This is a genomic window from Pleomorphomonas oryzae DSM 16300 (assembly GCF_000422965.1).
In the GTDB taxonomy this organism is placed as follows: Bacteria; Pseudomonadota; Alphaproteobacteria; order Rhizobiales; family Pleomorphomonadaceae; genus Pleomorphomonas; species Pleomorphomonas oryzae.
In genome coordinates this window covers 1-26,910 of record NZ_AUHB01000021.1, presented here as the reverse complement: position 1 = coordinate 26,910, position 26,910 = coordinate 1, and the positions used below count along the sequence as shown (strand labels likewise).

The window sequence follows — 26,910 nt, the reverse complement described above, 5'->3', positions numbered from 1 at the left end:
TACTTGTTTGTGCGTGTTGTAATTCTTGTTTATGCACGATATAAGGCGGCATGACCGATGAACTGCCGCTTGCCCGCCGTGATCTGATTGCTGCCCGCCTTGCCGAGGGGCAGTCGGTAGCGTCTGTCCAGCTCGCCATAGAGTTCGGCGTGTCCGAGGATGCCATCCGCCGCGATCTTCGGGCGCTGGCCGCCGAGGGGCTATGCCGCCGCGTCTACGGTGGCGCCTTGCCGTTGCCGACGCGGCCGCTTTCGGTGCGGCTTGGCGAAGGGGTTGACGCCAAGCGGGCGCTGGCGGCGCGGGCGGTGGCGCTGGTCGGGCGGGGCGATCTGGTCTTTCTCGATGCCGGCAGCACGCACGTGGCACTGGTTGAGGCGCTGCCGGAAGATCTTGGACTGTCGGTGGCCACCAATTCGATCGACGTCGCCGCCGCCGTGCTGGCCCGGCAAGACATCGACCTGGTGATGATCGGCGGGGCGGTGGACGCCACCATCGGCGGCGCGGTCGATGCCGTCGCCATTGAGGCGGTGTCGCGCCTTGTCTTCGATTTCTCCTTTATCGGCGTCTGCGGTTTATCGGCCGCCGATGGTGTCGGCGCTCTCCATCACGCCGATGCCATCTTCAAGCGCGCGGTGATGGCGGTGAGCCGGCAGAGCGCCGTGCTCGTCACCAGCGACAAGTTCGGCGCGCGCGCGCCCTATCGCGTCGCGCCGGCCAACGCCTTTTCGCATTTCGTCGTGGAATGGGACGCGCCCGAGGCATTCGTCACCGACCTCAGGGAAACCACCGCCGAGATTCTGGTGGCCGATGACCCGTCATGAGATTTTCGGAGCTGACAGCATGATATCCTCAGATCGGCCAGCCACCCGGCTCGCCACGCGCCTCGCCTTTCTGGTGGCCGGTTTCGGCGTCGCCTGCTGGGCGCCGCTCATCCCCTATGCCAAGGCACGGCTCGCCGTCGACGACGGTGTGCTGGGGTTGCTGCTGCTCTGCCTCGGCATCGGTTCGGTGGTCGCCATGCTGATGACCGGCATGCTGAGCGCCCGCTATGGCAGCAAGCCGATCATCATCGGCGGCGCCGTGGGCATGGCGATCTTTCTGCCCCTGTTGGCGGTGGTGTCGACACCGCTGACGCTGGGCCTCACGCTGTTCGTGTTCGGCGGTTCGCTCGGTTCGCTCGACGTCGCCATGAACATTCATGCCATCGAGGTGGAGAAGGCGGCAAAAAGGCCGATGATGTCCGGCTTCCACGGCCTCTACAGCGTCGGCGGTTTCATCGGCTCGATGTTTGCCATCTTCCTGTTGTCGGTGCAGCTCGGGCCGCTGCCGACCATGCTCGTCGCCTCGGCTCTGATGTTGATCGCGACGCTCGCCATCACGCCGCGCCTTCTCACCACGACACCGGCCGAGGGCGGGCCGCTGTTCGCCGTGCCGCGTGGCTTCGTGCTGCTGCTGGCGGTGCTGACGGCGATTGTCTTCCTGGTCGAAGGGGCGGTGCTCGACTGGAGTGCGCTCTATCTCACGGGTGCCGGGCTGGTCGGGGCAGAGCAGGGCGGCATGGGCTACATGGTGTTTTCCATCGCCATGACGGCGATGCGGCTCGCCGGCGACAAGGTGGTCGGCCGCGTCGGCGACCGCGCCACGCTGATGTGGGGGAGCGTGATCGGCATCGCCGGCTTCGTCCTGACGCTGGTCGCGCCGGTCGCCATTCTTGCCATGGCCGGCTACCTGCTGGTCGGCATCGGTCTTGCCAACATCGTGCCGGTGCTGTTCCGGCAGGCCGGCAATCAATCGGTCATGCCGTCCGGTCTCGCCGTCACCGCTGTCACCACCGCCGGTTATGCCGGCGTGCTGCTCGGGCCTGCCGGCATCGGCTTCGTCGCCAAGCTGACCAGCCTTCCCGCTTCGCTGTGGATGCTGACGGCGCTCTTGGCACTTGTGACCCTGACGGCTGGCCGCGTGGCCGGTCGACCGCATTGAGGGGATCGATATGCGCCTTGCCCACGTGGCCTTGTGGACACACGATCTCGACGCGGCCGCCGCCTTCTGGACGCGCGCCTTCGATGCCGAGGTCGGCGAGGTCTACGAGAGCCGGAACCGGCCGGGCTTTCGCTCGCGCTTCGTCCGACTGAAGGATGGTGGTGGTGCCATCGAGCTGATGGCCGGGCCATGGGTCGAAACCGCAGCGCCCGCCGAGCGAGTGGGTTGGGACCACGTCGCGGTGTCGCTCGGCAGCGAGGCCGCCGTTGACGCGCTGGCCGATCGATGCCGAGCCGAAGGCTGCCTGTTGTCGGGGCCGCGTCGCACCGGTGACGGATATTATGAGGCGGTGATCGCCGCGCCCGACGGCACGCGGATCGAGATCACCAGCTAGGCTGTCACACCGGCGCCCAGACGACGTCTTCGATGGAGCGGGCGCCGCTGGCCAGCACCACCAGCCGCTCGAAGCCCAGCGCGATGCCCGAGGCTTGCGGCATATGGGCGAGGGCGGCGAGAAAATCCTCGTCGAGAGGATAGCGCTCGCCGTAGATGCGCTCCTTGATGTCCATCTCCTCGATGAAGCGGCGACGCTGCTCGGCCGGGTCGGTCAGCTCGCCGAAAGCGTTGGCGAGCTCGACGCCGCAGGCATAGAGCTCGAAGCGTTCGGCAAGGCGCGGGTCGCGGGCGACGGGGCGGGAGAGGGCGGCTTCGCAGACGGGATATTCGTAGAAGATGGTCGGCCTTCCCATGCCAAGGTTCGGCTCGATGCTCTCGACCAGAATGCGCGAGTAGATGTCGGTCCAGCTATCGTCGCCAACGACGCGATAGCCGCGCGCCTCGGCCTGGGCTGCAAGAGCGTCGCGGTCGGGCGCGCCGGGATCATCGGTGAGCGTTGCGAGGAGTTCGATGCCGGCGTAGCGCGAGAAGGCTTCGGCGACCGTGAGCTTTTCCGGCTCGGCAAAGGGATCGGCGGTGCGGCCGCGCCAGACGAACACGTCGCGGCCGAGCGTCGTCGCTGCGAGCCGCATCAGCGCCACGGCATCGTCCATCAACTGCTCATAGGGCTCGTTGGCCCTGTACCATTCGAGCAGGGTGAATTCCGAGGAATGCAGAGCGCCCTTCTCGCGATTGCGGAAGACGCGGGCAAAATCGAAAATGCGCGTCTCGCCGGCGGCAAGCAGCTTCTTGGCGGTGAATTCCGGCGAGGTGTGCAGATAGCGCGGCGTACGGCTGCCGTCGAGGCCGACCTTCTCAGTGGCGAAGGCATGCAGATGCGCCTCGTTGCCGGGCGACACCTGCAGGGCCGGGCATTCCACTTCGGTGAAGCCTTCACCTTCGAACCAGGATCTGATGGCGCGCTTGATGTTTCCCCTCGCTGCGAGGAATGGGCGGCGGGCCAGATGGCGCTCGGCCGACCACCAGGGCGACTCTTCGGCCGTTTCGTGCATTCCGCCTCTTCCTTTTCCGCTTCAAAAATGTCAGGAGAGACGCGATCCGCGCCCGGAGCCAGTGTTTCGAGGCCGCGCCACCCGTTTTCAGGATACCCGATACGTCATGGTCAAGGTCATCGCTAGCCAAATTCGCAAGGGCAACGTCGTCGAGCTGGATGACAAGCTCCACGTCGTCCTGCTGGCCGAGAGTTTCCATCCGGGCAAGGGCACGCCCACCACGCAGATCGACATGCGCCGCATCAACGACGGCGTGAAGGTGTCGGTGCGCTACAAGACCACCGAAATGGTCGAAAAGGCGATGATCGACGAACGCCCCTACACCTTCCTCTATGAGGAAGAGCATGGCTTTGCCTTCATGCAGATGGAGAGCTACGAGCAGATCTCCGTGCCGAAGGAAGTGGTCGGCGATCGCGCGCCCTTCCTGGCCGAGAATATGGAATGCCATATCGGCGTCTATAACGACATACCCGTGTCGATCGAGCTGCCGGCTCGCATGACGCTGGAAGTCACCGAGACCGAGCCGGCCGTGAAGGGTCAGACGGCCGCTTCGTCCTACAAGCCCGCCATCCTGTCGAACGGCGTGCGCACCATGGTGCCGCCCTTCGTCTCCGTCGGTACCCGCATCGTGGTGATGACCGAGGACGCCTCCTACGTCGAGCGCGCCAAGGACTGATTGGTTCTTGCCGCAGTCGCTTCGGGAGTTTTCCCGGGGGGCTTTCCCCGTTTAGGTAACCATCCAGCGCCCGGAAGCTCGTCTTCCGGGCATTTTTCTTTTTGGGGGTGGAACCGAAGCGCGCTCTGTGCGTCTTTAGAGTGGGCCCATCCGGCCACAGTTCAACAGGAAAGGATCTTCCATGTCCGTCAAGTCCATCCTCAGCATCGGTGTCGTTGCCCTTTTGGCTGTCGCTTTTAGTGGCTGTGCCAATACGATCCGTGGCGTCGGCCAGGATACCGCCAACACCGTGAATGCCACTCAGGCTGCCGGCAGCAAAATCGGCCACGCTGCGTCCCGCTGAGCCTCGGCATGGGATGACATGGGCGGGCCGACATTTCCGACCCGTTCGCTGCATCAAAGCTCCGCCGAGCCCTGGGGGGATGGCGGGGCTTTTTTTGTTTTTCGGGTGACTGAAAGTAGAGCCTGCATTTCGGTCGAGTGTTTTTCGAGCGAGCGCATTGGTTGCGCCGGGCAACCTCTCGAGGGCGAGCGCCTTCACCCGTCCTGCCATCACCCCGATCATTTTCCATGAGTGTTGCCGATTGTAACGGCTGAGAAGCGATCTCGGCGCGGTCGTCTCGGCTTGGTGAACGACTTGTTAAGCCTAACGCCTCATAAATGTGGAGAGCTGTCTTCAGGCAGTGCGTGCCGCTTGGCTTTCGTTGACGCCCCACATGATCCCATGCTATCCCAAATCATCCCGGCAAGCAGGTGATCCGAGCCAGACGTCTCGCGGATTTCGAGAGTCAGGTGGGCACACGAGGTCGGGTTCAGCCGCGGCGGGCTGTTGCAAAATGCAACGACCGTCTCGGCCGTCGGTTGTGTCCGCGTCATGCGAGCCGCCAGGTCGGATTGCTTCTGAAGAAGTGGTTTTTCGGCCAACGAAACGGGGAAACAGGCACCGCTCGCAGCGGGTTGCGGGGATCGATGAACGGCTTCGTATCGCGCGTCACCAACAAGATCGATCGGAAGGGGCGGGTGTCTATCCCGGCGCCTTTCCGTCAGGTCTTGTCGCGCGATGGCTTCGAGGGGCTTTACTGCTACCCGTCGATCGACATGGAAGCGGTGGACTGCGGTGGCAACCAGTTGCTCGCCGAAATCGAGCGCAACCTTGCCCGTTACGCGCCGTTTTCCGAAGATCACGATCTCCTGTCGACGGCCTTCTATGGCTCCTCGGATCGCCTGACGATCGACAGCGAAGGCCGTATCGGGCTGACACCGGCCCTCCTGGAAATCACCGGCATTACCACCGAGGTCACTTTCGTCGGCCAGGGCTACAAGTTCCAGATCTGGGAGCCGACACGCTTCGCAGCCTACGAGCTGGCGGCGCGCGAACGGGCGCGGGCGCTGCGGCGTGCCCCAATGCCGGCCCAGAAGCCGGAGGTCGGCACATGACCGCGCTCGAAGCCGGCACCGCGCCGCACATTCCCGTTCTCATCGCCGAGGTACTGTCGGCGCTGTCGCCGCTCGACGGCGCGGTGGCCATCGACGGCACGTTCGGCGCCGGCGGCTACAGCCGCGCCATGCTGAACGCCGGGGCCGGGCGCGTCATCGCCATCGACCGCGATCCCACGGCGATCGAGGCGGGCGCCGCCCTGGTCGAAGCCAGCGCCGGCCGCCTGATGCTGGTGCCCGGCACCTTCTCCGAACTCGATCGGCTGGCCAACGAGGCCGGCGCGGCTTCCGTCGATGCCGTCGTGCTCGACATCGGCGTTTCCTCCATGCAGCTCGACCGGGCCGAGCGCGGCTTTTCCTTCCGCGCCGACGGGCCGCTCGACATGCGCATGAGCCTCTCGGGACCAACGGCGGCGGATGTCGTCAACACGCTCGAGCCCAAGGAACTCGCCCGTCTCTTTTGGATTTATGGCGAAGAGAAGCAGTCGATGCGCATCGCCAAGGCGATTGTGGCGCGACGCGACAGCCAACCGTTCAGCCGGACGTCGGAGCTGGTCTCGGTCATCGAAAGCGTGCTGGGCGGCAAGCGCTTTGGCGAAATGCATCCGGCGACGCGCGCCTTCCAGGCGCTGCGCATCCATGTCAACGGCGAACTCGATCAGCTGTCCGACGCTCTCGCCGCTGCCGAGCGCGTGTTGAAGCCGGGCGGTCGCCTCGTCGTCGTTACCTTCCACTCACTCGAGGATCGCATCGTCAAGCGCTTCTTCGCCGATCGCTCGCGCGAACGGGCCGGCGGATCGCGCCATCTGCCGGAGGCGTCGGTGCCGCCTGCCACCTTCAGCCTGCAAGGCCGGCAGCCGATCGAGGCCGGCGAAGCGGAACTCGCCGTCAATCCGCGCGCCCGCTCGGCCAAGCTCCGGTTCGGTATCCGCACTGACGCGCCGGCCCGTCCGATCGACCGTGCCGCGCTCGGCGTGCCCAGCCTTTTCAGGGAGAGGCCATGACCCGCTATATCAACGCTCTCCTGGTGTTCCTGATGGTGCTGTCGGCAGCGGCCGTCTACGACATGAAATACGAAGCGGAAATCGCCGCCGAGAACATCAACAAGAAGCAGACTGAAATCGCTCAGGCGCGAGAGGATATCTCGCTGCTCAAGGCGGAATGGGCGCTGCTGACACGCCCGGCCCGCATGCGCGATCTGCTCGACCGGCATCACGACATCCTCAACCTGACGCCAATGTCCTCCGATCACATCGGCACGCTGGCCGACATTCCGGCCAAACCCGTGGTGCCGGCACCCGGCACGCCGGTCGAACAGTCGGCCGACGGCTCGGCGGTCCTGCCACGCATTCAAGACGAAACGAGACGGGTGCAATGAATTTCCGGTTTGGTCCGTTCCGAAAGCCCGCTGAGCCGACGGCTGCCACCGCCGGCCAGGATTTCCGTGCATCGTCACGGCGTGGCACGGGCGATACCATGCGCGGCCGGCTTTTCCTGACGTCGGCCTGTTTCGTGCTGGTCTATGGCTCTATCATTGGTCGCCTAGTGCAGATGGGCGTCAGCATGCCGCAGGAATCGGTGACGCTGGGCAATGCTCAAGCGGCAGTGTCCGCTGCCCGCCCCGACATCGTCGACCGCAACGGTGAAATTCTCGCGACCGATATCAAGTTCGCGTCTCTCTATGCCGAGCCGCGCCGGGTGGTCGACCCGGATGAGGCGACCGAGCAGCTCGCCACCGTGTTCCCCGACCTCGGGACCGACGCGGTGCGCCAGCGCCTCGCCTCCAAGCAGGGCTTCATCTGGCTGAAGCGCGAGATCACGCCGGCCCAGCAGGCGGCGATTCATGCCCTCGGCCTTCCCGGCATCGGCTTCCTCACCGAGAACAAGCGCTTCTATCCGTCGGGCCGGACGGTTGCCTTCGTCACCGGCCACGTCAACATCGACAACCAGGGCATCGCCGGTATCGAGAAATACATCGACGATCAGTGGCTTGGCGATCTTCAGAAGGCGGGCATGACCTCGACGAACCTCGAGCCGGTCAAGCTGTCGGTCGACCTGCGCGTGCAGCAGGTGCTGCATGACGAGATCACGGCGGCGATGCAGCGCTATACGGCCAAGTCGTCGGCGGCGGTGGTGCTCAATGTCAAGACCGGCGAAGTCATCGGCATGACCTCGGCGCCGGACTACGATCCGATGAACCCGGCCGAGGCGCTCGATCCCAACAACATGAACCGCGCTTCGGCGTCGGTCTACGAGATGGGGTCGACCTTCAAGCTGTTCGCCACCTCGATGGCCCTCGATTCGGGCAAGGTGAAAATCACCGACAGCTTCGATGCGACCCAGAGCCTCAACATTGGCGGCTTCACCATCCACGACTTCCACGGCAAGCACCGGGTGCTGACCGTCCCCGAGATCTTCATCTACTCGTCCAACGTCGGCACCGGCCGCGAGGCGCTGAAGGTCGGCTCCGAAGGGCAGCAGGAGTTCCTGAAGCGCCTGGGGCTGATGGACAAGGTGCCGACCGAGCTGCCGGAAATCGCCCGGCCGATCCTGCCCAAGCGCTGGTCGGACCTCGTTACCGTCACCGTGTCCTTCGGTCACGGCATGGCGGTGTCGCCGCTTGCCACGGCCATGGCGGCAAGCGCGGTGATGAACGGCGGCATCCTCATTCCGCCGACCTTCTTTCCGCGCACCGAAGAAGCGGCGCGTCTCATCGGCAAGCGGGTGATGAAGCAGTCGACCTCCGATCAGATGCGCTATCTGATGCGCCTCAACGTGCTGGCGCCTGGCGGTTCCGGCAAATCGGCCGATATTCCCGGCTACCGCATCGGCGGCAAGACGGGCACCGCCGAGAAGGTGGTGAACGGCCGCTATTCCAGCGACAAGCGCTTCAACGCCTTTGTCGCCACCTTCCCGATCGACGACCCGCAGTACCTGTTGCTGGTGGTCTTCGATGAGCCGAACCCCGAGCGGCCCGGCCTGCCGGCCACCGCCGGCATGAATGCCGCGCCGACGGCCGGCAACATCGTCGGTCGCATCGCGCCGATGCTGAACGTCGAACCGCGCTTCGACGATGTCGACGTGCCGCTGATGGCCGCTTACTGACGACGCCGTCCCTCGCGCGAGGGAGGCTGAGGGCGGTGTGGAAAGAGTGAGTTGTCCTCATTTCGATCGCAAATCGAGGACAGTGTGCGCGTCCCGCGATTAATTAATGGACCGACAGATGAAGCTCGCCGAACTTGCGCCCGACATCCTCACGCTCGATCCGGCCCTGCGCCGGATATCGATCACCGGCGTCACCGCCGACAGCCGTGAAGTGGTTCCCGGTTCGCTGTTCGTCGCCTTGCCCGGCACCCGCGCCAAGGGCACCGATTTCATCCCCCAGGCGATCGAGAAGGGCGCGGCGGTGGTGCTGGCCGACGCTCAGGACGATTTGCCCGACAGCCTCAGCGTGCCGGTGCTGCGCGACATCGACCCCGCCCGGCGCTTTGCCCGCATGCTCGCCCGCTTCTACGGCCCGCAGCCGAAAACCGTGGTGGCGGTGACCGGTACCAACGGCAAGACCTCGGTCGCCGCTTTCGTTCGCCAGATCTGGCTGGCCGCCGGTTATGAGGCGGCATCGATCGGCACGGTGGGCGTGACCACCAAAGCCGGCAATGCCTATGGCAACATGACGACGCCGGACGCGGCGACGCTGCACCGGACGCTGCACGATCTCGCCGCCGACGGCATCGATCATGTGGCGATGGAAGCCTCCTCGCATGGCCTCATCCAGCGCCGGCTCGACGGCGTCGAGGTGGCAGCGGGCGCCTTCACCAACCTGTCGCGCGATCATCTCGACTATCACGGCACGATGGAAGGCTATATGGCCGCCAAGATGCGGCTGTTCGACACCATCCTGCATCCCGGTTCACCTGCCATCGTCAATCTCGACGACGTCTACGGCGAGGCCTTCGCCTCGGCCGCCCGCATCTCCGCCCTCGATCTTCAGACCGTGGGTGTCGCCGGCAGCCGCATCCGCGTTCTCGACGTCACGCGCGACGGCTGGGCGCAGATTGCCACCGTCGATATCGGCGACGGGCCGCGCCCGGTTCGCATTCCGCTGGTCGGCGCCTTCCAGGTGTCGAATGCGCTGGTTGCCGCGGCGCTCGCCGCCGCCGATGGGTCGGTGTCGCTCGCCGATGCGCTCGACGCGCTCGATGGCATCAAGGGCGCCAAGGGGCGGCTGGAGCTGGTCGGCTACGCGCCGTCGGACGCGCCGGTGTTCGTTGACTTTGCCCATACGCCGGCCGCCCTGGAAGTGGCGCTGCAAACGCTGCGTCCCTTCACCGCCGGTCGCCTCGTGGTTGCCTTTGGCGCCGGTGGCGACCGCGACAAGGGCAAGCGGCCGCAGATGGGCGAGGTTTGCGCCCGCCTTGCCGATGTTGCCATCGTCACCGACGACAACCCGCGTACCGAGGACGCCGCCACCATCCGCAAGGAAGTGCTGGCCGGCTGCCCCGGCGGCATCGAGATCGGCGATCGGGCGACGGCGGTGCATCAGGGCATTGCCATGCTCGGCCCGGACGACGTGTTCCTGATCGCCGGCAAGGGCCACGAAACCGGCCAGATCATCGGCCGCGAGACGGTGCATTATTCCGACCACGAGGCGGTGCTGGCGACGCCGGGCGTCACGCCGGCCGACCGCTCGCTGTGGCCGGCCGATGATTTCATCAAGGCGCTTCATGGCCGCTCCGAAGGCACGGTGCCGCCGGTCGACAGCATTTCCATCGATAGCCGCACGGTCGAGCGCGGCGGCGCCTTCTTCGCCATCGCCGGCGACCGCTTCGACGGCCACGACTTCGTGGAGACGGCGCTTCAGAAGGGCGCGGCGGTGGCCGTGGTGTCGGAAGCCAAGCGCGGCGCCTTGCCGGCCGAATTCGGCCCGCTGGTGGTGGTGGACGACGTGCTCGCCAGCCTCGGCCGCCTCGGCGTCCGGGCACGCGAGCGTACCGCCGCCAAGGTGATCGCCATCACGGGTTCGGTCGGCAAGACGTCGACCAAGGAGGCGCTGCGCGAGGCTCTGTCGTCGTCGGGTCCGGTGCACGCCTCGGCCGCCTCGTTCAACAATCACTGGGGCGTGCCGCTGACGCTCGCCCGCATGCCGTCGGCCACCCGCTATGGCGTGTTCGAGATCGGCATGAACCACCCCGGCGAGATCACGCCGCTGGTCAAAATGGTGCGGCCGCATGTGGCCATCATCACCACGGTGGCGCCGGTGCATCTCGAACATTTCCCGTCGGTCAAGGCGATCGCCGAGGCCAAGGCCGAGATCTTCAACGGGCTGGAACCGGGCGGCACCGCCATCCTCAACCGTGACGGCGAATTCTCCGTTCTGCTGGCCGAGCGTGCCCGGGCGCACGGCGCCAAGGTCGTGTTCTTTGGCGAGCACGCCGATGCCGAGGCGCGGCTCATCAAATGCTCGCTGCATGAGGATTGCACCACGGTCACCGCCGACATTCTCGGCGAGAGCGTCACCTACAAGCTCGGGGCGCCCGGCCGTCACATCGCTCAGAACTCGCTCGCCGTGCTGGCTGCCGTGAAGATCGTCGGCGGCGATTTGGTGCGGGCGATGCTGTCGCTGCAAGGCCATCAGCAGCCCAAGGGGCGCGGCAAGCGGCACGTGCTGCCAGTGTTCGGCGGTACGGCGCGGCTGATCGACGAGAGCTACAACGCCAACCCCACCTCGATGCGGGCGGCGATTGCGCTGCTCGGGTCGGCAACGGTGGAAGGGCAGGGCCGCCGCGTCGCCGTGCTCGGCGACATGCTGGAGCTCGGGCCGGATTCGCCGAAGCTGCATGCCGGCCTGATCGAGCCGCTGCAGGCGGCCAAGGTGGACACGGTGTTCTGCGCCGGTCCGCTGATGCACAACCTCTGGCAGGAGCTGCCGCGCGGCATGCGGGGCGCCTATGCCGAGACGTCGAAGGCGCTGACCGAGACGCTGCTCGACGATGTCAGGGCCGGCGATGTGCTGATGGTCAAGGGTTCGCTCGGCAGCGCCATGGGGCCGCTAGTGGAGGCGCTGATCGCGCGCTTTGGCAGCGAAGGCAATGGCTGAGTTGTCGTGCCATCGCGGGTAGGCAACGCGGGGCAGAGAGACTAATACGGGGCCGCGTTGCCGGCCAAGAGGGCGAACAGGCCCCGACGGCGACGCAAAAATGAATCTCCGGCCGATTGCTTGGCAATGCCGGAGGGGGATTTTTCGAAAGTTCGCGGCGCAGGGGCGAATTCTTCGAAATGCGGACTTGCGAATTCCGGCCGGGCGGTCGGGTTTCGCATCATGGAGAGCTTGGGAAAATGCTGGTCTATTTGGCCGATTTGGCGGGGCAGTTGTCGGTTCTGAATGTGTTTCGCTACATCACCTTCCGCACCGGCGGCGCGGTGATCACGGCACTGCTGTTCGTCTTCCTGTTCGGGCCGGCCATCATTTCCTCACTGCGCATTCGCCAGGGCAAGGGTCAGCCGATCCGCGTCGATGGGCCGCAGAGCCACCTCGCCAAGAAGGGCACGCCGACCATGGGCGGCCTGATGATCCTCTCGGGCATCCTGGTGGCAACGCTGCTCTGGGCCGATCTCAAGAGCCCCTATGTCTGGACCGTGCTGCTGGTCACCGTCGCCTTCGGCACCATCGGCTTCTACGACGACTATCTCAAGGTGACCAAGCAGTCGCACAAGGGCCTCTCCGGCCGCGCCCGGCTGGTGCTGGAAGCGGTGATCGCCATGCTGGCCTGCCTGGTCATCATGTCGGCCGGTCAGGCCAGCTCCGTGCCAACGGAAGAGCATCTCGCGACGTCGTTGACCTTTCCCTTCGTCAAGACGCTGATGATCAACCTCTGGTACTTCTATGTGCCATTCGGCGCCTTCGTGATCGTGTCGGCCGGCAACGCGGTGAACCTCACCGACGGCCTCGACGGTCTCGCCATCGTGCCGGTGATGATCGCGGCGGCCAGCTTCGCGCTGATCGCCTACCTCGCCGGCAACTCGGTCTTCTCGAACTACCTGCAGATTCACTACGTGGTCGGCACGGGCGAACTCGCCGTCATCTGCGGCGCGGTGATCGGCGCCGGCATCGGCTTCCTGTGGTTCAACGCGCCGCCGGCCGCCATCTTCATGGGCGACACCGGTTCGCTGGCGCTCGGCGGCCTGATCGGTACGGTGGCGGTGGCGGTCAAGCACGAGATCGTGCTGGCCATCATCGGCGGCCTGTTCGTGCTCGAAGCCGTGTCGGTGATCATTCAGGTCGGTTCCTACAAGCTCACGGGCAAGCGCGTCTTCAAGATGGCGCCCATCCATCATCATTTCGAACAGCTCGGCTGGACCGAATCGCAGGTGGTGATCCGCTTCTGGATCATCGCCGTCGTGTTGGCGCTGATCGGTCTGTCATCCCTCAAGCTGCGCTGACGGAGACCTGGCGATGATCCCTATCACCTCGATGAAAGGCAAACGCGTCGCGGTGTTCGGCCTCGGCGGTTCCGGCCTGATCACCGCGGAAGCGCTGGTGGCCGGCGGGGCGGAGGTCATCGCCTGGGACGACAACGAGGATGCCCGCGCCGCCGCCGAGGCGCGCGAGATTCCGATCACCGACTGGCGAGGCACCGAGTTCGGCGCCTATACAGCGCTGGTGCTGGCGCCCGGCGTGCCGCTCACCCATCCCGAGCCGCACTGGTCGGTGAAGATCGCCCGCGAGGCCGGCGTCGAGATCATCGGCGACATCTGCCTGTTCGCCCGCGAGCGGAAATTCCGCATGCCGACGGCACCCTTCGTCGCCATCACCGGCACCAACGGCAAATCGACGACCACGGCGCTGATCCATCACATTCTGAAGTCGGCCGGTAAGGACGTGGAGATCGGCGGCAACTTCGGTCCGGCGGTGCTCGGCCTTCAGGATCTGGCGCCCGACCGCTTCTATGTCATCGAGTGCTCGTCCTTCCAGATCGATCTGTCGCCCGGCATCGATCCCACCGTCGGCATCCAGCTCAACCTCACCGAGGACCATATCGACCGCCACGGTTCGATCGAGGGCTATGCGGCGGTGAAGGAGAAGCTGGTGCAGGGCGCCAAGGTGGCCGTGGTCGGTACCGACGACGCGCTCAGCGCCGCCATGGCGACACGCCGGGAATCCAAGGGCTTGGAGACGTTGCGCATCTCGACGCGCGGCTCGGTGGCGCAGGGCGTCTGGGCGGTGTCGGGCCGTATCATCGAGCCGAGGGGGCTGTCGCAGACGGTGGTCTACGATCTGCACGGCCATCCGATCCTGAAGGGCGTCCACAATGCCCAGAACGTCGCGGCGGCGGTGGCGGCGACGCGCCGACTCGGCCTCGGCCTCGACGAAGTTCGCAAGGGCATCGAAACCTTCCCCGGCCTTGCCCACCGCATGGAGCCGATCGGCCGCTCCGGCTCGGTGATCCTGGTCAACGACAGCAAGGCGACCAACGCCGACGCGGCTGCCAAGGCGCTGGCCAGCTACGACAACATCTACTGGATTGCCGGCGGCAAGCCGAAGAGCGGTGGCATCGCGCCGCTCAGCAGCTTCTTCCCGAAGATCGCCAAGGCCTATCTGATCGGCGTTGCCGCCGAGGAGTTTGCCGCCACCATCGGCGATGCGGCGCCGCATGCGATCGTCGAGACGCTCGACCGCGCTGTGTCCGAAGCGCTGTCCGACGCGCTGGCGGCCACCGAACAGAATGGCGGCGAGGCGGTGGTGCTGCTGTCGCCGGCCTGCGCTTCCTACGACCAGTTCAAGAACTTCGAGGTGCGCGGTGATCATTTCCGCGAACTCGTGCTTACCGATCCCCGCGTCAAGCCGTTCCAGGAGAAGACCTGATGGTCTCGCGTGCCGAACGAAACCCGGTTGCCGACTGGTGGTTCACCGTCGATAAGCTTTTGCTCATCGCCTTCCTGGCGCTGATCTTCGGCGGCATCGTGCTGTCGCTGGCCGCCAGCCCCGCCGTCGCCGAGCGCATCGGCATCGCCGACAGCTATTATTTCGTCAAGCGCCAGGCGATGTTCGCCATCCCCGGCGTCATCACGCTGATCGGCGTTTCCTTCCTGAGCCCCAAGCAGATCCGCCGGGCGGCTCTGGTGGGCTTCATCGTCTGCGTCGGCCTGTTGATCCTGACGCTGCTGATCGGACCGGAAGTGAAGGGCTCGCGTCGCTGGATCACCATCCTGGGCGTGTCGGTGCAGCCGTCGGAATTCATGAAGCCGATGTTTGCCGTGCTGGTCGGATTCCTACTGGCCGAAGGCCAGAAGCGGCCCGAGCTGCCCGGTCGCAGCTTTTCCATGCTGTTACTCGGCATCGTGGCGGCGCTGTTCGTCGCCCAGCCCGACTTCGGCCAGACCATGCTGATCTGCCTCACCTGGGCGGGCCTGTTCTTCATTTCCGGCATGAGCTGGATGTGGATCGTGGTGTTCGCCGGCGCCGGCGCCGGCGGCATCCTCAGCGCCTACACGCTGGTGCCGCACGTGCGCTCACGCATCGAGCGCTTCATGAACCCCGAAGTGGGCGATACCTTCCAGGTGCAGACGGCACAGGAAGCCTTCGTCAACGGCGGCTGGTGGGGTCAGGGGCCGGGCGAAGGCACGTTCAAGCGCATCCTGCCCGACAGCCATACCGACTTCGTGTTCGCCGTGCTGGGCGAGGAGTTCGGCCTGGTGCTCTGCATGTGCCTGGTGCTGGTGTTCGCCTTCGTGGTGCTGCGTGGCATGAGCCACGCGCTCAAGGAAAACGACGGCTACGTCCGCCTGGCGGCGACCGGCCTGATCATGCAGTTCGGCCTGCAGTCCTGCATCAATATGGCGGTGAACCTGCACCTGATGCCGGCCAAGGGCATGACGCTGCCCTTCATCTCCTACGGCGGCTCGTCGCTGGTGGCGGTGGCGCTTTCCATGGGCATGCTGCTGGCACTGACCCGCAAGCGGCCCGACCAGACCCGGTTCGTGGCGCCTATCGAATTTTCGCCGCTGCCCAGCCGAGGCTGACCCCAATGACGCGTACCATCCTGATTGCCGCCGGCGGAACCGGCGGCCATCTCTTCCCCGCCGAGTCGCTTGCCTACGCGCTCGCCCCGCGCGGTTTCGATATTCATCTCGCCACCGATCACCGCGCCAACAACTACGGTTCGGAATTCCCGGCCAAGGAGATCCACATCATCGCCTCGGCGACCTTCGGCGATCGCTCGCCAGTCGGCATGATGAAATCGGCGTTGAACCTCGCCCAGGGCGAACTGCAGTCGCTGTCGCTGGTGCGTCGGCTTGATCCCAAGGTGACCATCGGCTTCGGCGGCTATCCGACGATGCCGCCGCTGATCGCCGCCTGGCTGACCAAGCGCCCGAGCATCGTCCATGAATCCAACGCGGTGATGGGGCGGGCCAACCGCTTTCTGGCCTCGCGCGTCACCGCCATCGCCACCACCTTCAAGGATACCGGCCTGATGGGCGCCGGCGCGTCGCGCGCCGTGGTCACCGGCAACCCGGTGCGGCCGAAGGTGCTGGCCGCCGTGGCGCCCTATCGTCAGCCGACCGAGGACGGCAAGATCGATCTTCTGGTGTTCGGTGGCAGCCAGGGCGCCCGGGTGTTCGGCGAGATCATGCCGCCGGCGCTGGAAAAGCTGCCGGCCGACGTGGCGGCCCGGCTGCGCCTCGTGCAGCAGGTGCGGCCCGAGGATCTCGATCGGGTCGGCGCCATTTACGCCCGGCTCGGCATCGATCATGAGATCGCTCCCTTCTTCACCGACCTACCGGCCCGCATCGCCAACGCCCACCTCGTCGTCTGCCGGTCCGGCGCGTCGTCGGTGGCCGAACTCACGGTCATCGGCCGGCCGTCGATCCTGGTGCCGCTGCCGCACGCGCTCGACAACGACCAGAAGACCAATGCCATCGGTCTTGAGAAGGCCGGCGGCGCCATCATGGCCGAGCAGGCGTCATTGACGCCGGAAAAGCTGGCCGACCTCATTGCCGGTCTGGTGCGGGCGCCCGAGCGTCTCACCGCCATGGCCACTGCTGCCAAGGGTGAAGGCCGCCCTGATGCGGTGGAGCGCCTCGCCGATCTCGTTGAATTCATCGCCTCCGGCGGCAAGCCCGCCGATTTTGCTTCTAGGGAACTACGTCCATGAAAATGCCCCGCGACATCGGGCCGGTTCATTTCGTCGGCATCGGCGGCATCGGCATGAGCGGCATCGCCGAAGTCTTGCAGGATCTCGGCTACCGCGTGCAAGGGTCCGATCAAGCCGAGAGCGGCAACGTCGAACGCCTCAGGGCCTCCGGCATTCCGGTGATGATCGGCCACAAGGCGGAGAACCTCGGCGCCGCCGAGGTGCTGGTGGTCTCCTCTGCCATCAAGCGCGACAATCCGGAACTGGTGGCGGCCCGCGAGCGGCACCTGCCGATCGTCCGCCGTGCCGAGATGCTGGCCGAGCTGATGCGCTTCAAGCAGGCGATCGCCATCGGTGGCACCCATGGCAAGACGACCACCACCTCGCTGGTGGCGGCCCTGCTCGATGCCGGCGGTTTCGATCCGACGGTGATCAACGGCGGCATCATCAACGCCTATGGCACCAACGCTCGCATGGGCGCCGGCGACTGGATGGTGGTGGAGGCCGACGAGAGCGACGGCACCTTCGTGAAATTGCCGGCCGATATCGCCATCGTCACCAACATCGACCCTGAGCATCTCGATCATTACGGCACCTTCGACGCTGCCCGCGCCGCCTTCCGCCAGTTCATCGAGAACGTGCCCTTCTACGGCTTCGCGGTGATGTGCCTCGACCATCCGGAAGTGCAGGCGCTGGTGTCCAAGATCGAGGACCGGCGCATCATCACCTACGGGCAGAACCCACAGGCCGACGCCCGCTTCACCGATCTGCGCATCGAGGGCGGCCATTCGCGCTTCTCGGTGGAGATCCGCGACCGTGTCAGCGGCGAGGAGACGATCATTCCGGCGCTGGAGCTGCCGATGCCCGGCCGGCACAACGTCTCCAACGCCACGGCGGCGGTGGCCGTCGCCCACCGGTTAGGCATTCCGGCCGAGGCGATCCGCAAGGGGCTCGGCGGCTTCGGCGGCGTCAAGCGCCGCTTCACCCGCACCGGCGACTTCAACGGCGTCACCATCTACGACGACTACGGCCATCATCCGGTGGAGATCATGGCCGTGCTCAGGGCAGCGCGCGAGGGCGCGGCCGGCAAGGTCGTGGCGGTGATGCAGCCGCATCGCTACAGCCGCCTGCACTCGCTGTTCCCCGATTTCTGCAAGGCGTTCAACGACGCCGATACGGTGCTGATCGCCGACGTCTATCCGGCTGGCGAGCAGCCGATCGAGGGCGCTGACAAGGAACACCTCGTCTCCGGCATCAAGGCGGCCGGCCATCGCGACGCCCGCGCCCTTGCGAGCCCTGCCAGCCTCGCCGGCGCCATTGCCTCGATCGCCCGGCCGGGCGATATGGTTGTCTGTCTCGGCGCCGGCAACATCACCCAGTGGGCTTATGCGCTGCCGGGGCAGCTCAAGGCGCTGGCGGAGGAGGCGTGATGGCTCTTCGCGACCGCCTCGGCGATACCTCGCATATTCGCGGCCCGATCGAAGAGAACCGGTCGCTGAAGGACCTCGTGTGGTTCAGGGTCGGCGGCTCGGCGGAAATCCTGTTCCAGCCGGCCGACGAGGCCGACCTCCAGGCCTTCCTGAAACTGGTGCCGCTGGATGTGCCGATCACCGTCATCGGGCTCGGCTCCAACCTGTTGATCCGCGACGGCGGTGTCGGCGGCGTGGTGATCCGCCTGTCGGTGCGTGGCTTCGGCGGTACCGAAGTGCTGTCGCCGACCCGTATTCGGGCGGGCGCCGCCATTCCCGACAAGTTTCTGGCCGCCAAGGCGCTGGAGCTCGGCCTTTCGGGCTTCGCCTTCTACCACGGCATTCCCGGCGGCCTCGGTGGGGCGCTGACCATGAACGCTGGTGCCCATGGTTCGGAGACCGCCGAGCGGGTGGTCGAGGTGCATGGCGTCACCCGTGCGGGCGAAGCGGTGACGCTGCCGGTGGGCGAGCTCGGCTATTCCTACCGCCATTCGGCGCCGCCGGCCGGTTTCATTTTCACGTCGGCGGTGCTGGAAGGCGTCCCGGCCGACAAGGAGAGCATTGCCGCGGCGATGAAGGCGGTTACCGAGCACCGCGAGGCGGCGCAGCCGATCAAGGCGCGCACCGGCGGCTCCACCTTCAAGAACCCAACGGGCCATTCGGCCTGGAAGCTGATCGACGCGGCCGGCTGCCGTGGCCTCAAGATCGGCGACGCTCAGGTCAGCGAAATGCACTGCAACTTCCTGATCAACACTGGCGAAGCGACGGCGCATGACGTCGAGCTCCTGGGCGAGACGGTGCGGGCGCGGGTGCTGGAGACCCAAGGCATCCGCCTCGACTGGGAGATCAAGCGGCTCGGCGTGTTCGCGCCGGGTGCCGAGGTCGAGCCGTTTCTCGGCAAGTGATTTGCGCTGTTGAATCCGGGCGGTAACGCCAGCAAGGGGACAGAGCTCATGGCCAAGCACGTGGCGGTACTGATGGGCGGATGGTCGTCGGAGCGACCGGTCAGCCTCAATTCGGGCAAGGCCTGCGCCGACGCACTGGAAGCGCGCGGCTATCGCGTCACCCGTGTCGACGTCGACCGCACGATCGCCGCCGTGCTGGAAGAGCTGCGCCCCGACGTCTGCTTCAATGCGCTGCATGGCATCTACGGCGAGGATGGCACCGTCCAGGGCATCCTCGAAGTGATGGACATTCCCTATACGCATTCGGGCGTTCTGGCCTCGGCGCTGGCCATGAACAAGCCCAAGGCGAAGCATGTGATGAAGGCGGCGGGCATCCCGGTGGCCGAACACAAGCTGGTCCACAGGCTCGAAGTGGTTAACGCCCACGTGCTCGAACCGCCCTATGTGGTTAAACCACCGGCAGAGGGATCGAGCTTCGGCGTGATCATCGTTCCGGCCGATGCGGCCCATCCGCCGCAGGAACTGGCCAGCCCGGACTGGCGGTTCGGCGACCTGGTCATGGTGGAAAAATACATTCCAGGACGGGAACTTACCTGTGGTGTGATGGGCGAGCGCGCCCTCGACGTCATCGAGGTGTTTCCGCAAGGGGAAGCCTTCTACGATTATGACGCAAAGTATCGCCCAGGTGGATCTAAGCATGTACTTCCGGCGAAACTTTCACCCTTTATTTACCAAAATATTCAAACATTAGCCCTCGAAGCGCACCGTTCGCTCGGCTGCCGTGGCGTCAGCCGGGCCGATTTCCGCTTCGACGATCAAGGTGATGGGCAGATCATCTGCCTGGAAGTGAATACCCAGCCGGGAATGACGGCAACCTCGCTAGTTCCAGAGATGGCCGCCCATGCGGGCATCGGTTTCGGCGAGCTGGTCAGTTGGATGGTGGAGGACGCAAGTTGCAGGCGATGACGACGGGCATGGCGAAGCCGGCAGGGCGCAAGAGGTTCATCCTCTTCGGCCGTCGCGGTGTTTCGCGCCTGCGTCGCAAGCCCGTCTGGCGTCCAGCCGGCCTCTTCGCGGCGCTGCCGCGCGGCGCCGGCGTCGCTCTGTCCGTTGCCTATCTCTGTGCCTGGGGCGCCTACGGCATGGTGCTGTCGGGCCGTACCGTTGAAGTTCTGAACGACACCACGGCCGAGCTCGGCTTCCGCGTCGCCGCCGTCCGCATCACTGGTCAGCGTGAGATCGACGAGGGCGACGTGCTCGACACGCTGTCGATCCATTCGGGCCAGTCGCTGTTCTTCTATGACGCCGCCGCCGCCCGCGAGCGCCTGCAATCCATTCCCTGGGTGCAGGATGTCTCGGTGATGAAGCTCTATCCGGGCACGCTCAGGGTGATCATCGAAGAGCGCGTTCCCGCCGCTCTCTGGCAGCCGACCATCGACGCGCCCGTGGTGGTGGTCGACAGCGCCGGCAAGATCATTACCGATCGGCTCGAAACCCGTTATGCCCGCCTGCCGCGCGTGGTCGGCCAGGGCGCCCAGCTCAAGGTCGCCGAGATCACCTCGCTGCTCGACGACGTACCGGACCTGCAGAAGAAGGTGCGTGCCTCGATGCTGGTATCCGACCGTCGCTGGGATCTGTTCCTCGACAACGGCGTGCAGGTGATGCTGCCGGAAGTCGGCGCCGACAAGGCGGTGACCGAGCTGGAGAAGACCGACAAGGAATCCGGCCTGCTCGATCGCGATATCACCGTGGTCGATCTGCGCCTGCCCGATCGGTTGGTTGTTCGCCTCACCGATGAAGCGCGCAAGGCGCGCGACGAGTTGGTGACGGCCCGTAACAAGGCCCTCAAGAAGCGGGAGCAGGGCGCATGACCCACGCATCCGACGCCCGCGTTCAGCGTATGCGGCCACTGCCGCCCAAGCGGCCGGTCATCGTCTCGGTCCTCGATGTCGGCACCTCCAAAATCTGCTGCGTCATCGCCCGGTTGACGCCGCGCCCGCTTGGCGACGTGCTGCCCGGCCGCACGCATCTCATCGAAGTGCTCGGCTTCGGCTACCAGCGCTCGCGCGGCATCAAGGCCGGCGCGGTGGTCGATCTTGAGCAGGCCGAGAAGGCCATCCGTCTCGCCGTCGACGCGGCCGAGCGCATGGCCGGTTTGACCGTCGAGTCCCTGATCGTGTCGATCTCCTGCGGCCGGCTCGGCTCGGAGACCTTCTCGGTCAAGTACGACCTGTCCGGTTCGGAGGTATCCGAGAACGACATCCAGCGGGTGCTGGAAATCGGCGCCTCCTACAAGGTCAAGGACGGCCGCACCATCGTTCACGCGCTGCCGATCGGCTACGCGCTCGACAACAACCGCGGCATCCGCGATCCGCGCGGCATGATCGGCTCGTCGCTGTCCGTCGACACGCATCTGGTGTCGGCCGACGCCGTGCCGCTCAGGAACCTCGAGATCTCGGTCAACCGGGCGCATCTCGAAGTCGAAACCATGGTGGCGACGCCTTACGCCTCGGGTCTTTCCACGCTGGTCGACGACGAGACGCAGATGGGCGTCGCCTGCGTCGACATCGGCGGCGGCACCACCAAGATTTCCGTCTTTGCCGACGGCCAGTGCGTGCATGTCGACGCCTTCGGTCTCGGCGGCCATCACGTCACCATGGATCTGGCCAGGGCGCTGTCGGCCCGCCTCGTTGATGCCGAGCGCATCAAGGCGCTCTACGGCTCGGTGATCGCCACCGACAGCGACGAGCGCGACATGGTCACCGTCGAGCCGGTGGGCGACGACGACGTTGCCCATCAGGTGACACGCGCCCAACTGGTCGAGATCATTCGTCCGCGTGTCGAAGAGACTCTTGAGGTGGTGCGCGATCGGTTGCATGCTTCGGGATTCGCGGGTCGCGTCGGTCGGCGCGTCGTTTTGACCGGTGGCGCCAGCCAGCTCACTGGCCTGCCGGAACTTGCCCGCAAGGTGCTCGGCCGCAACGTCCGGCTCGGTCGGCCGGTCGGTGTCGCCGGCTTGCCGGAAGCGGCGCGCGGCGCAGCCTTCGCCACGGCGGTGGGTCTGATGATCTACCCGCAGGTGGCGCAGATCGAACAGTTTTCCGGCCGCCGGAAATCGATGGCACTGGTGGCCAACGGCGGTTTCGTCTCCCGCATGGGGGCGTGGTTCAGAGAGAGTTTCTGATCCGTCCGGCAACGGACGGGTCGGTGCGTAACAGGCGTAAGTAGCGTGCGGTTGCAGCGGCGGCCGCTGATCTAGGACAGAGGACGTATCGGCGAGAGCCGCTTGCAGAATAACGAGGCAACCATGACGATTAACCTAAAGATGCCCGACCTCACGGAGCTCAAGCCGAGGATCACCGTCTTCGGCGTCGGCGGTGCCGGTGGCAACGCCGTCAACAACATGATCCAGTCCGGCCTGCAGGGCGTCGAGTTCGTCGTGGCGAACACGGATGCTCAGGCCTTGGCCTCCTCTCGCGCCGAACGCATCATTCAGATGGGCGTCGCGGTGACCGAGGGCCTCGGTGCCGGCTCGCAGCCGGAAGTCGGCCGCGCGGCCGCCGAGGAAGTGATCGACGAGATCAACGACCATCTCGCCGGCAGCCACATGGTGTTCATCACCTGCGGCATGGGCGGCGGCACCGGCACCGGCGCAGCGCCGGTGATCGCTCGCGCGGCTCGCGAGCACGGCATCCTCACCGTCGGCGTCACCACCAAGCCCTTCCAGTTCGAAGGTGCCCGGCGCATGAAGATCGCCGACGCCGGCATTCAGGAGCTGCAGAATTCGGTCGACACGCTGATCTGCATCCCCAACCAGAACCTGTTCCGCATTGCCAATGAGCGCACCACCTTCGCCGACGCCTTCGCGATGGCCGACCAGGTGCTCTATTCGGGCGTTGCCTGCATCACCGACCTGATGGTCAAGGAAGGCCTGATCAACCTCGACTTCGCCGACGTCCGCTCGATCATGCGCGGCATGGGCAAGGCGATGATGGGCACCGGCGAAGCCTCCGGCGAGAAGCGCGCCATCCAGGCTGCTGAAGCCGCGATCGCCAACCCGCTGCTCGACGAAGTGTCGATGCAGGGCGCTCAGGGCCTCCTGATCTCGATCACCGGCGGCAAGGACCTGACGCTGTTCGAAGTGGACGAGGCGGCAACCCGCATCCGCGAGGAAGTGGATGCCGAAGCCAACATCATCCTCGGCGCCACCTTCGATGACAGCATGGAAGGCATGATCCGCGTTTCTGTCGTCGCCACCGGCATCGAGCCGGAACTGGTTCGTCAGGAATCGGTCGTCCGCAACAACAGCGCCGACGCCATCGGCCGGGCCGCCCCGCGGCCGGCCCAGGTGACCACCTCCGCTGCCGCCGCCGTCGCGGCACAGGAGGTGCGGCAGCCTTTTAGCCAGCCGGCCGTGCGCCCGGCGGTGATCCGCGAGGCCGCTCCGGCCGCGTCGATCGCCCCTGCGTCCGTGCCGGTTCCGAGCTACACCCAGGCCGCCGCTGCCGCTGCGCAGGTTTCCGTCGAGGCCATCGAAGCAGCGCTGGCGCTGCCGGAAGCGTCCATCGAGCCCGAACCGATGCGCTCGGTCACCACGCCGCATGATCCGCGCGTGTCGATCGAGCCCTACGAGCCGGCGATGAACCACTACGACGCCCCGGCTCCGGCTCCCCAGCCGCAGCAGATGCGCGTCGCCGAGCCGGCGCCCGTGCAGCAGCCCTACGTGCCACCGGTCGCCGAGCGTCCGTCGGCCGCCGTCCAGCGCAGCCGCGTGCCGTCGATCGACGAGTTCCCGCCGATCGCCCAGCGTCAGGCTGCCGCCTCGGTGCAGGTGCATCCGGAAGACCATGATGGCGAGCGTCGTCCGCTCGGCCTGCTGCGTCGCCTGGCCACCGTCGGTCTCGGCCGTCGCGAGGACGAAGCGCAGGCCGAAGCGCCGCGCGCTCCTGCCCCGCAGCCGGCCGTGCGTCCGTCGGCCGCCAGCGAGTTCGTCAAGCAGCGTCCGGCCGCCGCGCCGGTCCAGGGTGCTGCCGGCCGCCTCGACCAGCAGGGCCGCATGGCGCCGCAGCCGGCGCCGCGCGCTGCCGACGACGACATGGAGATCCCGGCCTTCCTGCGCCGCAAGTGATCTTCAGGCGATCGTAAAAGATAACGGGCCCGCGAAGGTAACTTCGCGGGCCCGCTGCTTTTTGAAAGCCTGGCAGAAACTCTACTGGGGTGGGCATTTAGCTTTGAGTTCTGCGCTTCCGGTGCTCACGGACTTCAACGTCCGCTCCGCTCCGGTTCTCAAACTCTTCGCTAACTGCTCCGCCCCAGCGAGTTTCAAACCAGGCTCGCTAGAGGAAAGCCAGCCGCAGCAGCGCGGCGACGCCGACGCCGACGACGACGGTGGCCATCAATGGCAGCCGCAGCGCCAGAAGCAGGACCGCCAGGCCGGCCACCGCCTCGATGGGGCCGGATAGGACGATCGGCGCCACGACAGCGACCAGCACGGCGGGGGGCAGGGCGTCCAGCGCAACCCGCACCGGGCCGGATTTCGGCAGCCGGTCGGCGATCAGGAAGCCGAGGATGCGCGTCATATAGGTCAGGACGCCCATGGCCAGGATGGCCGTGAAATTGACGGGATCGATGGTCATGGCGCCGTCTCCTCGGCAATGGCGGACACCTCGCGCGGCGCGGTGACCACGGCGGCGGTGATGCCGGCGAGTGCGCCAGCGATCACGTACCAGGCGCCGGGCACCGTGGCGTGGACGGCCACCGCGACGACGGCGCTGGCCGCCAGCACCGGCCCGGTGCGGCGGGCCCCTTTCCAGAACCCAAGCGCCAGGGCGATGAAGATGGCGGGGAAGGTGAAATCGAGCCCATAGGTTTCGGGATGTTCCAGGTAGGCGCCGAACAGCGCGCCGAGCACCGAGGAAACTTGCCAGAAAAAGAAGAGCGACAGTGCCACCGTGAAATAGAAGGTACGGCTGACCGGCTTGTCGACGGCCCGGCGCTCGCTGAGTGCCCAGCTCTCGTCGGTCATCAGATAGGCCGCGAGATAGCGCAGGCGTCCGAAATGGGCGATCTTGCCGGACAGCGAGGCGCCCATCAGCACGTGCCTCAGGTTGACCAGGAGCGCCATCAGCGCCAGGGCGGCGACCGGTGCCGGCATGCTCCACAAGCCGACGGCGATCAGCTGCGAGGAGCCGGCAAAGACGATGGAGGACATGGCCAGTATTTCGGCCACCGTCAGCCCTTTGACCGTCGCCTGCTGGCCGAGAATGAGGCCGAAGGGGATGACGGCGACGACGGTGGGAAAGACCGCGACCAGGCCGGCCCGGAAGTCAGCAAGAGGTGTTGTCATATCCAGCTTTCCCTAGATCGTCATGCGTCCTGACGGCCGCAACGATCTAGTTCTATTTTCAGCATCGGATTTTCCGAAAACCGGATTCCACTTTTCGGTCCGACGCTGTAGGTCAGTATGGCTGACCTTTATAGGTCAGTGCTTATGACCTAACTTATGAAGGCTGTCCACCCGAAAACCGTAATATCCGAAAAAACAATCGGAACCAGCCGCAACAATCCTAAACGATCTGGTGGCTCATCGCCCGCGTCACCCCAGCCACGAGCATGTCTTCCCAGGCGCGTTTCAGCGAGCCGGAGAGGTCGATGGCGCGGCAGGCATCGTCGATCACCGAGACGCGGAAACCGGCGCCGGCGGCATCGAGGGCCGTCCAGGCGACGCAATAGTCGGTGGCAAGGCCAACGACGTGCACTTCCTCGACGCCACGCTCCCGGAGATAACCGGTGAGGCCGGTCAATGTCTTGCGGTCGGCCTCACGGAAGGCGGAGTAGCTGTCGACACCCTGGTGCCAGCCCTTGCGGATGACGAGCTGGGCGGAGGTCACCTGAAGATCGGGGTGGAGCTCGGCGCCGGGCGTGCCCCGCACGCAATGATCCGGCCACAGCACCTGCATGCCGTAGGGCATTTCGGTGGTATCGAAGGGCTCGCGGCCGTGATGGGCGGAAGCAAAGGAGGCGTGCCCCTTGGGGTGCCAGTCCTGGGTGACGACAACCTGCTCGTAGCGCGGCACCAGTTCGTTGATCACCGGCACGATGGCATGGCCGCCGCCCACCGCCAGCGCGCCACCGGGGCAGAAGTCGTTCTGAACGTCGACGACGATGAGGGCGGTGGCGGGCGACGGCATAACGCGACTCCGAGCAAGTGTTCGGAGCCGATTTATTGCATTGGCCGAGGGAGGCGGCAAGCCGGCGCCACCTCCTTCTGGCTGTCAATCTGGGAAATAAGTTGCGCTGTCGAGATCTTCGATGAGGCCGATTTCCGTCGGCTGCCAGCCGAGCTCGCGGCGGGTCTGCTCGCTGGACGCCGGACTGTCCATGGAGGCGAATCTGGCGAACCAGCCGAAATGGCTCGGCGCTTCATCGGCGGAGATGCTTTTCACCGGCAGGCCGAGGCGATGGCCGATGATCTCGGCGATGGTCTTGAGGGGCACGCCTTGGTCGGCGACGGCATGGTAGCGGGCGCCGGCCACGCCTTTCTCTAGATGTGAGCTTTCAGGAGGTTGTCCATTCGGAGCGGATTTTGGAGACTGGAGTTACCACACCTCAGTTTTCCAGGATCGCCCCGAATGAACATCCACAAGAATGCCCGCCTGACGCCGTTGCGTCGAGAGGAAATGGCCGTCGCGGTGATCGAAGGCCGTCTGTCGAAGGCGGAAGCGGCCCGCCGTTATGGCGTTTGCGTGAAGAGTGTGTCGCGTTGGGTTGAGCGCTTTCGTGTCGAAGGATCGGTCGGAATGGTCGATCGTTCGTCTCGTCCAAAGACCAGCCCCAGGCAACTCGCGACGGACGTGTGCGTCC

General features: G+C 65.9%; 26 protein-coding genes. 21 read left to right on the top strand and 5 right to left on the bottom strand.

The window, feature by feature from the left end:
• Window positions 1-50 precede the first annotated feature (50 nt).
• Genes G522_RS0123040 through G522_RS0123030 form a run of 3 tightly spaced genes read left to right on the top strand, consistent with a single transcriptional unit; the run spans window position 51 to window position 2,374 of the window.
• On the top strand, window positions 51-821 hold the full coding sequence (locus G522_RS0123040; RefSeq protein WP_026793043.1) for a DeoR/GlpR family DNA-binding transcription regulator: 771 nt from the start codon (window positions 51-53) through the stop codon (window positions 819-821).
• Between the two features lie 19 nt (window positions 822-840).
• Window positions 841-1,980 (top strand): MFS transporter, encoded by a 1,140-nt coding sequence (locus tag G522_RS0123035; RefSeq protein ID WP_026793042.1) that lies wholly within the window; start codon window positions 841-843, stop codon window positions 1,978-1,980.
• Between the two features lie 10 nt (window positions 1,981-1,990).
• Complete coding sequence (locus G522_RS0123030) at window positions 1,991-2,374, top strand: VOC family protein (RefSeq protein ID WP_026793041.1); 384 nt, start codon at window positions 1,991-1,993, stop codon at window positions 2,372-2,374.
• Between the two features lie 4 nt (window positions 2,375-2,378).
• Here G522_RS0123030 and epmA read toward each other — a convergent pair whose 3' ends face one another.
• Entirely contained in the window at window positions 2,379-3,428 is a 1,050-nt protein-coding gene (epmA, locus tag G522_RS0123025) for an EF-P lysine aminoacylase EpmA (protein ID WP_026793040.1), read from the bottom strand.
• Window positions 3,429-3,534: 106 nt separating this feature from the next.
• On the opposite strand from epmA, the gene efp reads away from it, so the two are divergent.
• The 17 genes from efp to ftsZ all read left to right on the top strand — a co-directional run bounded on the left by efp (window position 3,535) and on the right by ftsZ (window position 24,175).
• Complete coding sequence (efp, locus tag G522_RS0123020; RefSeq protein ID WP_026793039.1) at window positions 3,535-4,104, top strand: elongation factor P; 570 nt, start codon at window positions 3,535-3,537, stop codon at window positions 4,102-4,104.
• Between the two features lie 181 nt (window positions 4,105-4,285).
• Complete coding sequence (locus tag G522_RS0123015; protein ID WP_026793038.1) at window positions 4,286-4,447, top strand: entericidin domain-containing protein; 162 nt, start codon at window positions 4,286-4,288, stop codon at window positions 4,445-4,447.
• A 626-nt stretch (window positions 4,448-5,073) separates the two neighbouring features.
• A complete protein-coding gene (gene mraZ / locus G522_RS0123010) occupies window positions 5,074-5,541 on the top strand; it encodes a division/cell wall cluster transcriptional repressor MraZ (RefSeq protein ID WP_026793037.1) in 468 nt (155 codons plus the stop codon).
• Window positions 5,538-6,545: a 16S rRNA (cytosine(1402)-N(4))-methyltransferase RsmH gene (rsmH, locus tag G522_RS0123005; protein ID WP_026793036.1), complete on the top strand. Its 1,008-nt coding sequence runs from the start codon at window positions 5,538-5,540 to the stop codon at window positions 6,543-6,545. Before mraZ ends, rsmH begins: the two co-directional genes overlap by 4 nt.
• Window positions 6,542-6,919 (top strand): cell division protein FtsL, encoded by a 378-nt coding sequence (gene ftsL, locus G522_RS28370; protein ID WP_051229142.1) that lies wholly within the window; start codon window positions 6,542-6,544, stop codon window positions 6,917-6,919. Before rsmH ends, ftsL begins: the two co-directional genes overlap by 4 nt.
• Window positions 6,916-8,646, top strand: coding sequence for a peptidoglycan D,D-transpeptidase FtsI family protein (locus tag G522_RS28365; protein WP_084633364.1), 1,731 nt, complete (start codon window positions 6,916-6,918; stop codon window positions 8,644-8,646). The genes ftsL and G522_RS28365 overlap by 4 nt, the downstream gene beginning before the upstream one ends.
• A gap of 118 nt (window positions 8,647-8,764) precedes the next feature.
• Window positions 8,765-11,638: a UDP-N-acetylmuramoylalanyl-D-glutamyl-2,6-diaminopimelate--D-alanyl-D-alanine ligase gene (locus G522_RS30710; RefSeq protein WP_084633367.1), complete on the top strand. Its 2,874-nt coding sequence runs from the start codon at window positions 8,765-8,767 to the stop codon at window positions 11,636-11,638.
• Between the two features lie 239 nt (window positions 11,639-11,877).
• Window positions 11,878-12,981: a phospho-N-acetylmuramoyl-pentapeptide-transferase gene (gene mraY / locus G522_RS0122985; protein WP_026793034.1), complete on the top strand. Its 1,104-nt coding sequence runs from the start codon at window positions 11,878-11,880 to the stop codon at window positions 12,979-12,981.
• 13 nt (window positions 12,982-12,994) lie between these two features.
• The gene (murD, locus tag G522_RS0122980) at window positions 12,995-14,404 is read left to right on the top strand and encodes a UDP-N-acetylmuramoyl-L-alanine--D-glutamate ligase (protein ID WP_026793033.1); all 1,410 of its coding nucleotides are present in this window, start codon (window positions 12,995-12,997) and stop codon (window positions 14,402-14,404) included.
• Window positions 14,404-15,561, top strand: coding sequence for an FtsW/RodA/SpoVE family cell cycle protein (locus tag G522_RS0122975; RefSeq protein WP_026793032.1), 1,158 nt, complete (start codon window positions 14,404-14,406; stop codon window positions 15,559-15,561). Before murD ends, G522_RS0122975 begins: the two co-directional genes overlap by 1 nt.
• Window positions 15,562-15,566: 5 nt before the next feature.
• Complete coding sequence (murG, locus tag G522_RS0122970; protein WP_026793031.1) at window positions 15,567-16,694, top strand: undecaprenyldiphospho-muramoylpentapeptide beta-N-acetylglucosaminyltransferase; 1,128 nt, start codon at window positions 15,567-15,569, stop codon at window positions 16,692-16,694.
• Window positions 16,691-18,103 (top strand): UDP-N-acetylmuramate--L-alanine ligase, encoded by a 1,413-nt coding sequence (gene murC / locus G522_RS0122965; RefSeq protein WP_026793030.1) that lies wholly within the window; start codon window positions 16,691-16,693, stop codon window positions 18,101-18,103. Before murG ends, murC begins: the two co-directional genes overlap by 4 nt.
• Window positions 18,103-19,047, top strand: a complete 945-nt coding sequence (gene murB / locus G522_RS0122960; protein WP_156887033.1) for a UDP-N-acetylmuramate dehydrogenase — start codon at window positions 18,103-18,105, stop codon at window positions 19,045-19,047. Before murC ends, murB begins: the two co-directional genes overlap by 1 nt.
• Before the next feature lie 48 nt (window positions 19,048-19,095).
• Window positions 19,096-20,013 carry a D-alanine--D-alanine ligase gene (locus G522_RS0122955; RefSeq protein WP_026793028.1) on the top strand — a complete coding sequence of 306 codons (918 nt, stop codon included), beginning with the start codon at window positions 19,096-19,098 and terminating at the stop codon, window positions 20,011-20,013.
• Window positions 20,010-20,918 (top strand): cell division protein FtsQ/DivIB, encoded by a 909-nt coding sequence (locus G522_RS28360; RefSeq protein WP_245586724.1) that lies wholly within the window; start codon window positions 20,010-20,012, stop codon window positions 20,916-20,918. Before G522_RS0122955 ends, G522_RS28360 begins: the two co-directional genes overlap by 4 nt.
• Before the next feature lie 29 nt (window positions 20,919-20,947).
• The gene (gene ftsA / locus G522_RS0122945) at window positions 20,948-22,231 is read left to right on the top strand and encodes a cell division protein FtsA (RefSeq protein WP_026793027.1); all 1,284 of its coding nucleotides are present in this window, start codon (window positions 20,948-20,950) and stop codon (window positions 22,229-22,231) included.
• Window positions 22,232-22,354: 123 nt separating this feature from the next.
• Entirely contained in the window at window positions 22,355-24,175 is a 1,821-nt protein-coding gene (ftsZ, locus tag G522_RS0122940; protein WP_026793026.1) for a cell division protein FtsZ, read from the top strand.
• A 208-nt stretch (window positions 24,176-24,383) separates the two neighbouring features.
• On the opposite strand, the gene G522_RS0122935 is transcribed toward ftsZ, so the two are convergent.
• From G522_RS0122935 to G522_RS0122920, 4 genes are all read right to left on the bottom strand, one after another.
• Window positions 24,384-24,683: an AzlD family protein gene (locus tag G522_RS0122935; protein WP_026793025.1), complete on the bottom strand. Its 300-nt coding sequence runs from the start codon at window positions 24,681-24,683 to the stop codon at window positions 24,384-24,386.
• A complete protein-coding gene (locus G522_RS0122930; protein ID WP_036840665.1) occupies window positions 24,680-25,393 on the bottom strand; it encodes an AzlC family ABC transporter permease in 714 nt (237 codons plus the stop codon). Before G522_RS0122930 ends, G522_RS0122935 begins: the two co-directional genes overlap by 4 nt.
• Window positions 25,394-25,613: 220 nt before the next feature.
• Window positions 25,614-26,237, bottom strand: coding sequence for a bifunctional nicotinamidase/pyrazinamidase (pncA, locus tag G522_RS0122925; RefSeq protein ID WP_026793023.1), 624 nt, complete (start codon window positions 26,235-26,237; stop codon window positions 25,614-25,616).
• Window positions 26,238-26,321: 84 nt separating this feature from the next.
• Entirely contained in the window at window positions 26,322-26,582 is a 261-nt protein-coding gene (locus G522_RS0122920) for a Rossmann-fold NAD(P)-binding domain-containing protein (RefSeq protein ID WP_026793022.1), read from the bottom strand.
• Window positions 26,583-26,678: 96 nt separating this feature from the next.
• Between G522_RS0122920 and G522_RS0122915 the strand changes: the two genes are divergently transcribed.
• Window positions 26,679-26,910 (top strand): leucine zipper domain-containing protein (locus G522_RS0122915; RefSeq protein WP_026793021.1); only part of this gene is annotated, 232 nt, incomplete at its 3' end.

Bases quoted from the DNA above. Each gene is read 5' to 3' on its own strand.
- G522_RS0123040 (WP_026793043.1), top strand. From the start codon at position 51: ATGACCGATGAACTGCCGCTTGCCCGCCGTGATCTGATTGCTGCCCGC.
- G522_RS0123035 (WP_026793042.1), top strand. From the start codon at position 841: ATGATATCCTCAGATCGGCCAGCCACCCGGCTCGCCACGCGCCTCGCC.
- G522_RS0123030 (WP_026793041.1), top strand. From the start codon at position 1,991: ATGCGCCTTGCCCACGTGGCCTTGTGGACACACGATCTCGACGCGGCC.
- epmA (WP_026793040.1), bottom strand. From the start codon at position 3,428: ATGCACGAAACGGCCGAAGAGTCGCCCTGGTGGTCGGCCGAGCGCCAT.
- efp (WP_026793039.1), top strand. From the start codon at position 3,535: ATGGTCAAGGTCATCGCTAGCCAAATTCGCAAGGGCAACGTCGTCGAG.
- G522_RS0123015 (WP_026793038.1), top strand. From the start codon at position 4,286: ATGTCCGTCAAGTCCATCCTCAGCATCGGTGTCGTTGCCCTTTTGGCT.
- mraZ (WP_026793037.1), top strand. From the start codon at position 5,074: ATGAACGGCTTCGTATCGCGCGTCACCAACAAGATCGATCGGAAGGGG.
- rsmH (WP_026793036.1), top strand. From the start codon at position 5,538: ATGACCGCGCTCGAAGCCGGCACCGCGCCGCACATTCCCGTTCTCATC.
- ftsL (WP_051229142.1), top strand. From the start codon at position 6,542: ATGACCCGCTATATCAACGCTCTCCTGGTGTTCCTGATGGTGCTGTCG.
- G522_RS28365 (WP_084633364.1), top strand. From the start codon at position 6,916: ATGAATTTCCGGTTTGGTCCGTTCCGAAAGCCCGCTGAGCCGACGGCT.
- G522_RS30710 (WP_084633367.1), top strand. From the start codon at position 8,765: ATGAAGCTCGCCGAACTTGCGCCCGACATCCTCACGCTCGATCCGGCC.
- mraY (WP_026793034.1), top strand. From the start codon at position 11,878: ATGCTGGTCTATTTGGCCGATTTGGCGGGGCAGTTGTCGGTTCTGAAT.
- murD (WP_026793033.1), top strand. From the start codon at position 12,995: ATGATCCCTATCACCTCGATGAAAGGCAAACGCGTCGCGGTGTTCGGC.
- G522_RS0122975 (WP_026793032.1), top strand. From the start codon at position 14,404: ATGGTCTCGCGTGCCGAACGAAACCCGGTTGCCGACTGGTGGTTCACC.
- murG (WP_026793031.1), top strand. From the start codon at position 15,567: ATGACGCGTACCATCCTGATTGCCGCCGGCGGAACCGGCGGCCATCTC.
- murC (WP_026793030.1), top strand. From the start codon at position 16,691: ATGAAAATGCCCCGCGACATCGGGCCGGTTCATTTCGTCGGCATCGGC.
- murB (WP_156887033.1), top strand. From the start codon at position 18,103: ATGGCTCTTCGCGACCGCCTCGGCGATACCTCGCATATTCGCGGCCCG.
- G522_RS0122955 (WP_026793028.1), top strand. From the start codon at position 19,096: ATGGCCAAGCACGTGGCGGTACTGATGGGCGGATGGTCGTCGGAGCGA.
- G522_RS28360 (WP_245586724.1), top strand. From the start codon at position 20,010: ATGACGACGGGCATGGCGAAGCCGGCAGGGCGCAAGAGGTTCATCCTC.
- ftsA (WP_026793027.1), top strand. From the start codon at position 20,948: ATGCGGCCACTGCCGCCCAAGCGGCCGGTCATCGTCTCGGTCCTCGAT.
- ftsZ (WP_026793026.1), top strand. From the start codon at position 22,355: ATGACGATTAACCTAAAGATGCCCGACCTCACGGAGCTCAAGCCGAGG.
- G522_RS0122935 (WP_026793025.1), bottom strand. From the start codon at position 24,683: ATGACCATCGATCCCGTCAATTTCACGGCCATCCTGGCCATGGGCGTC.
- G522_RS0122930 (WP_036840665.1), bottom strand. From the start codon at position 25,393: ATGACAACACCTCTTGCTGACTTCCGGGCCGGCCTGGTCGCGGTCTTT.
- pncA (WP_026793023.1), bottom strand. From the start codon at position 26,237: ATGCCGTCGCCCGCCACCGCCCTCATCGTCGTCGACGTTCAGAACGAC.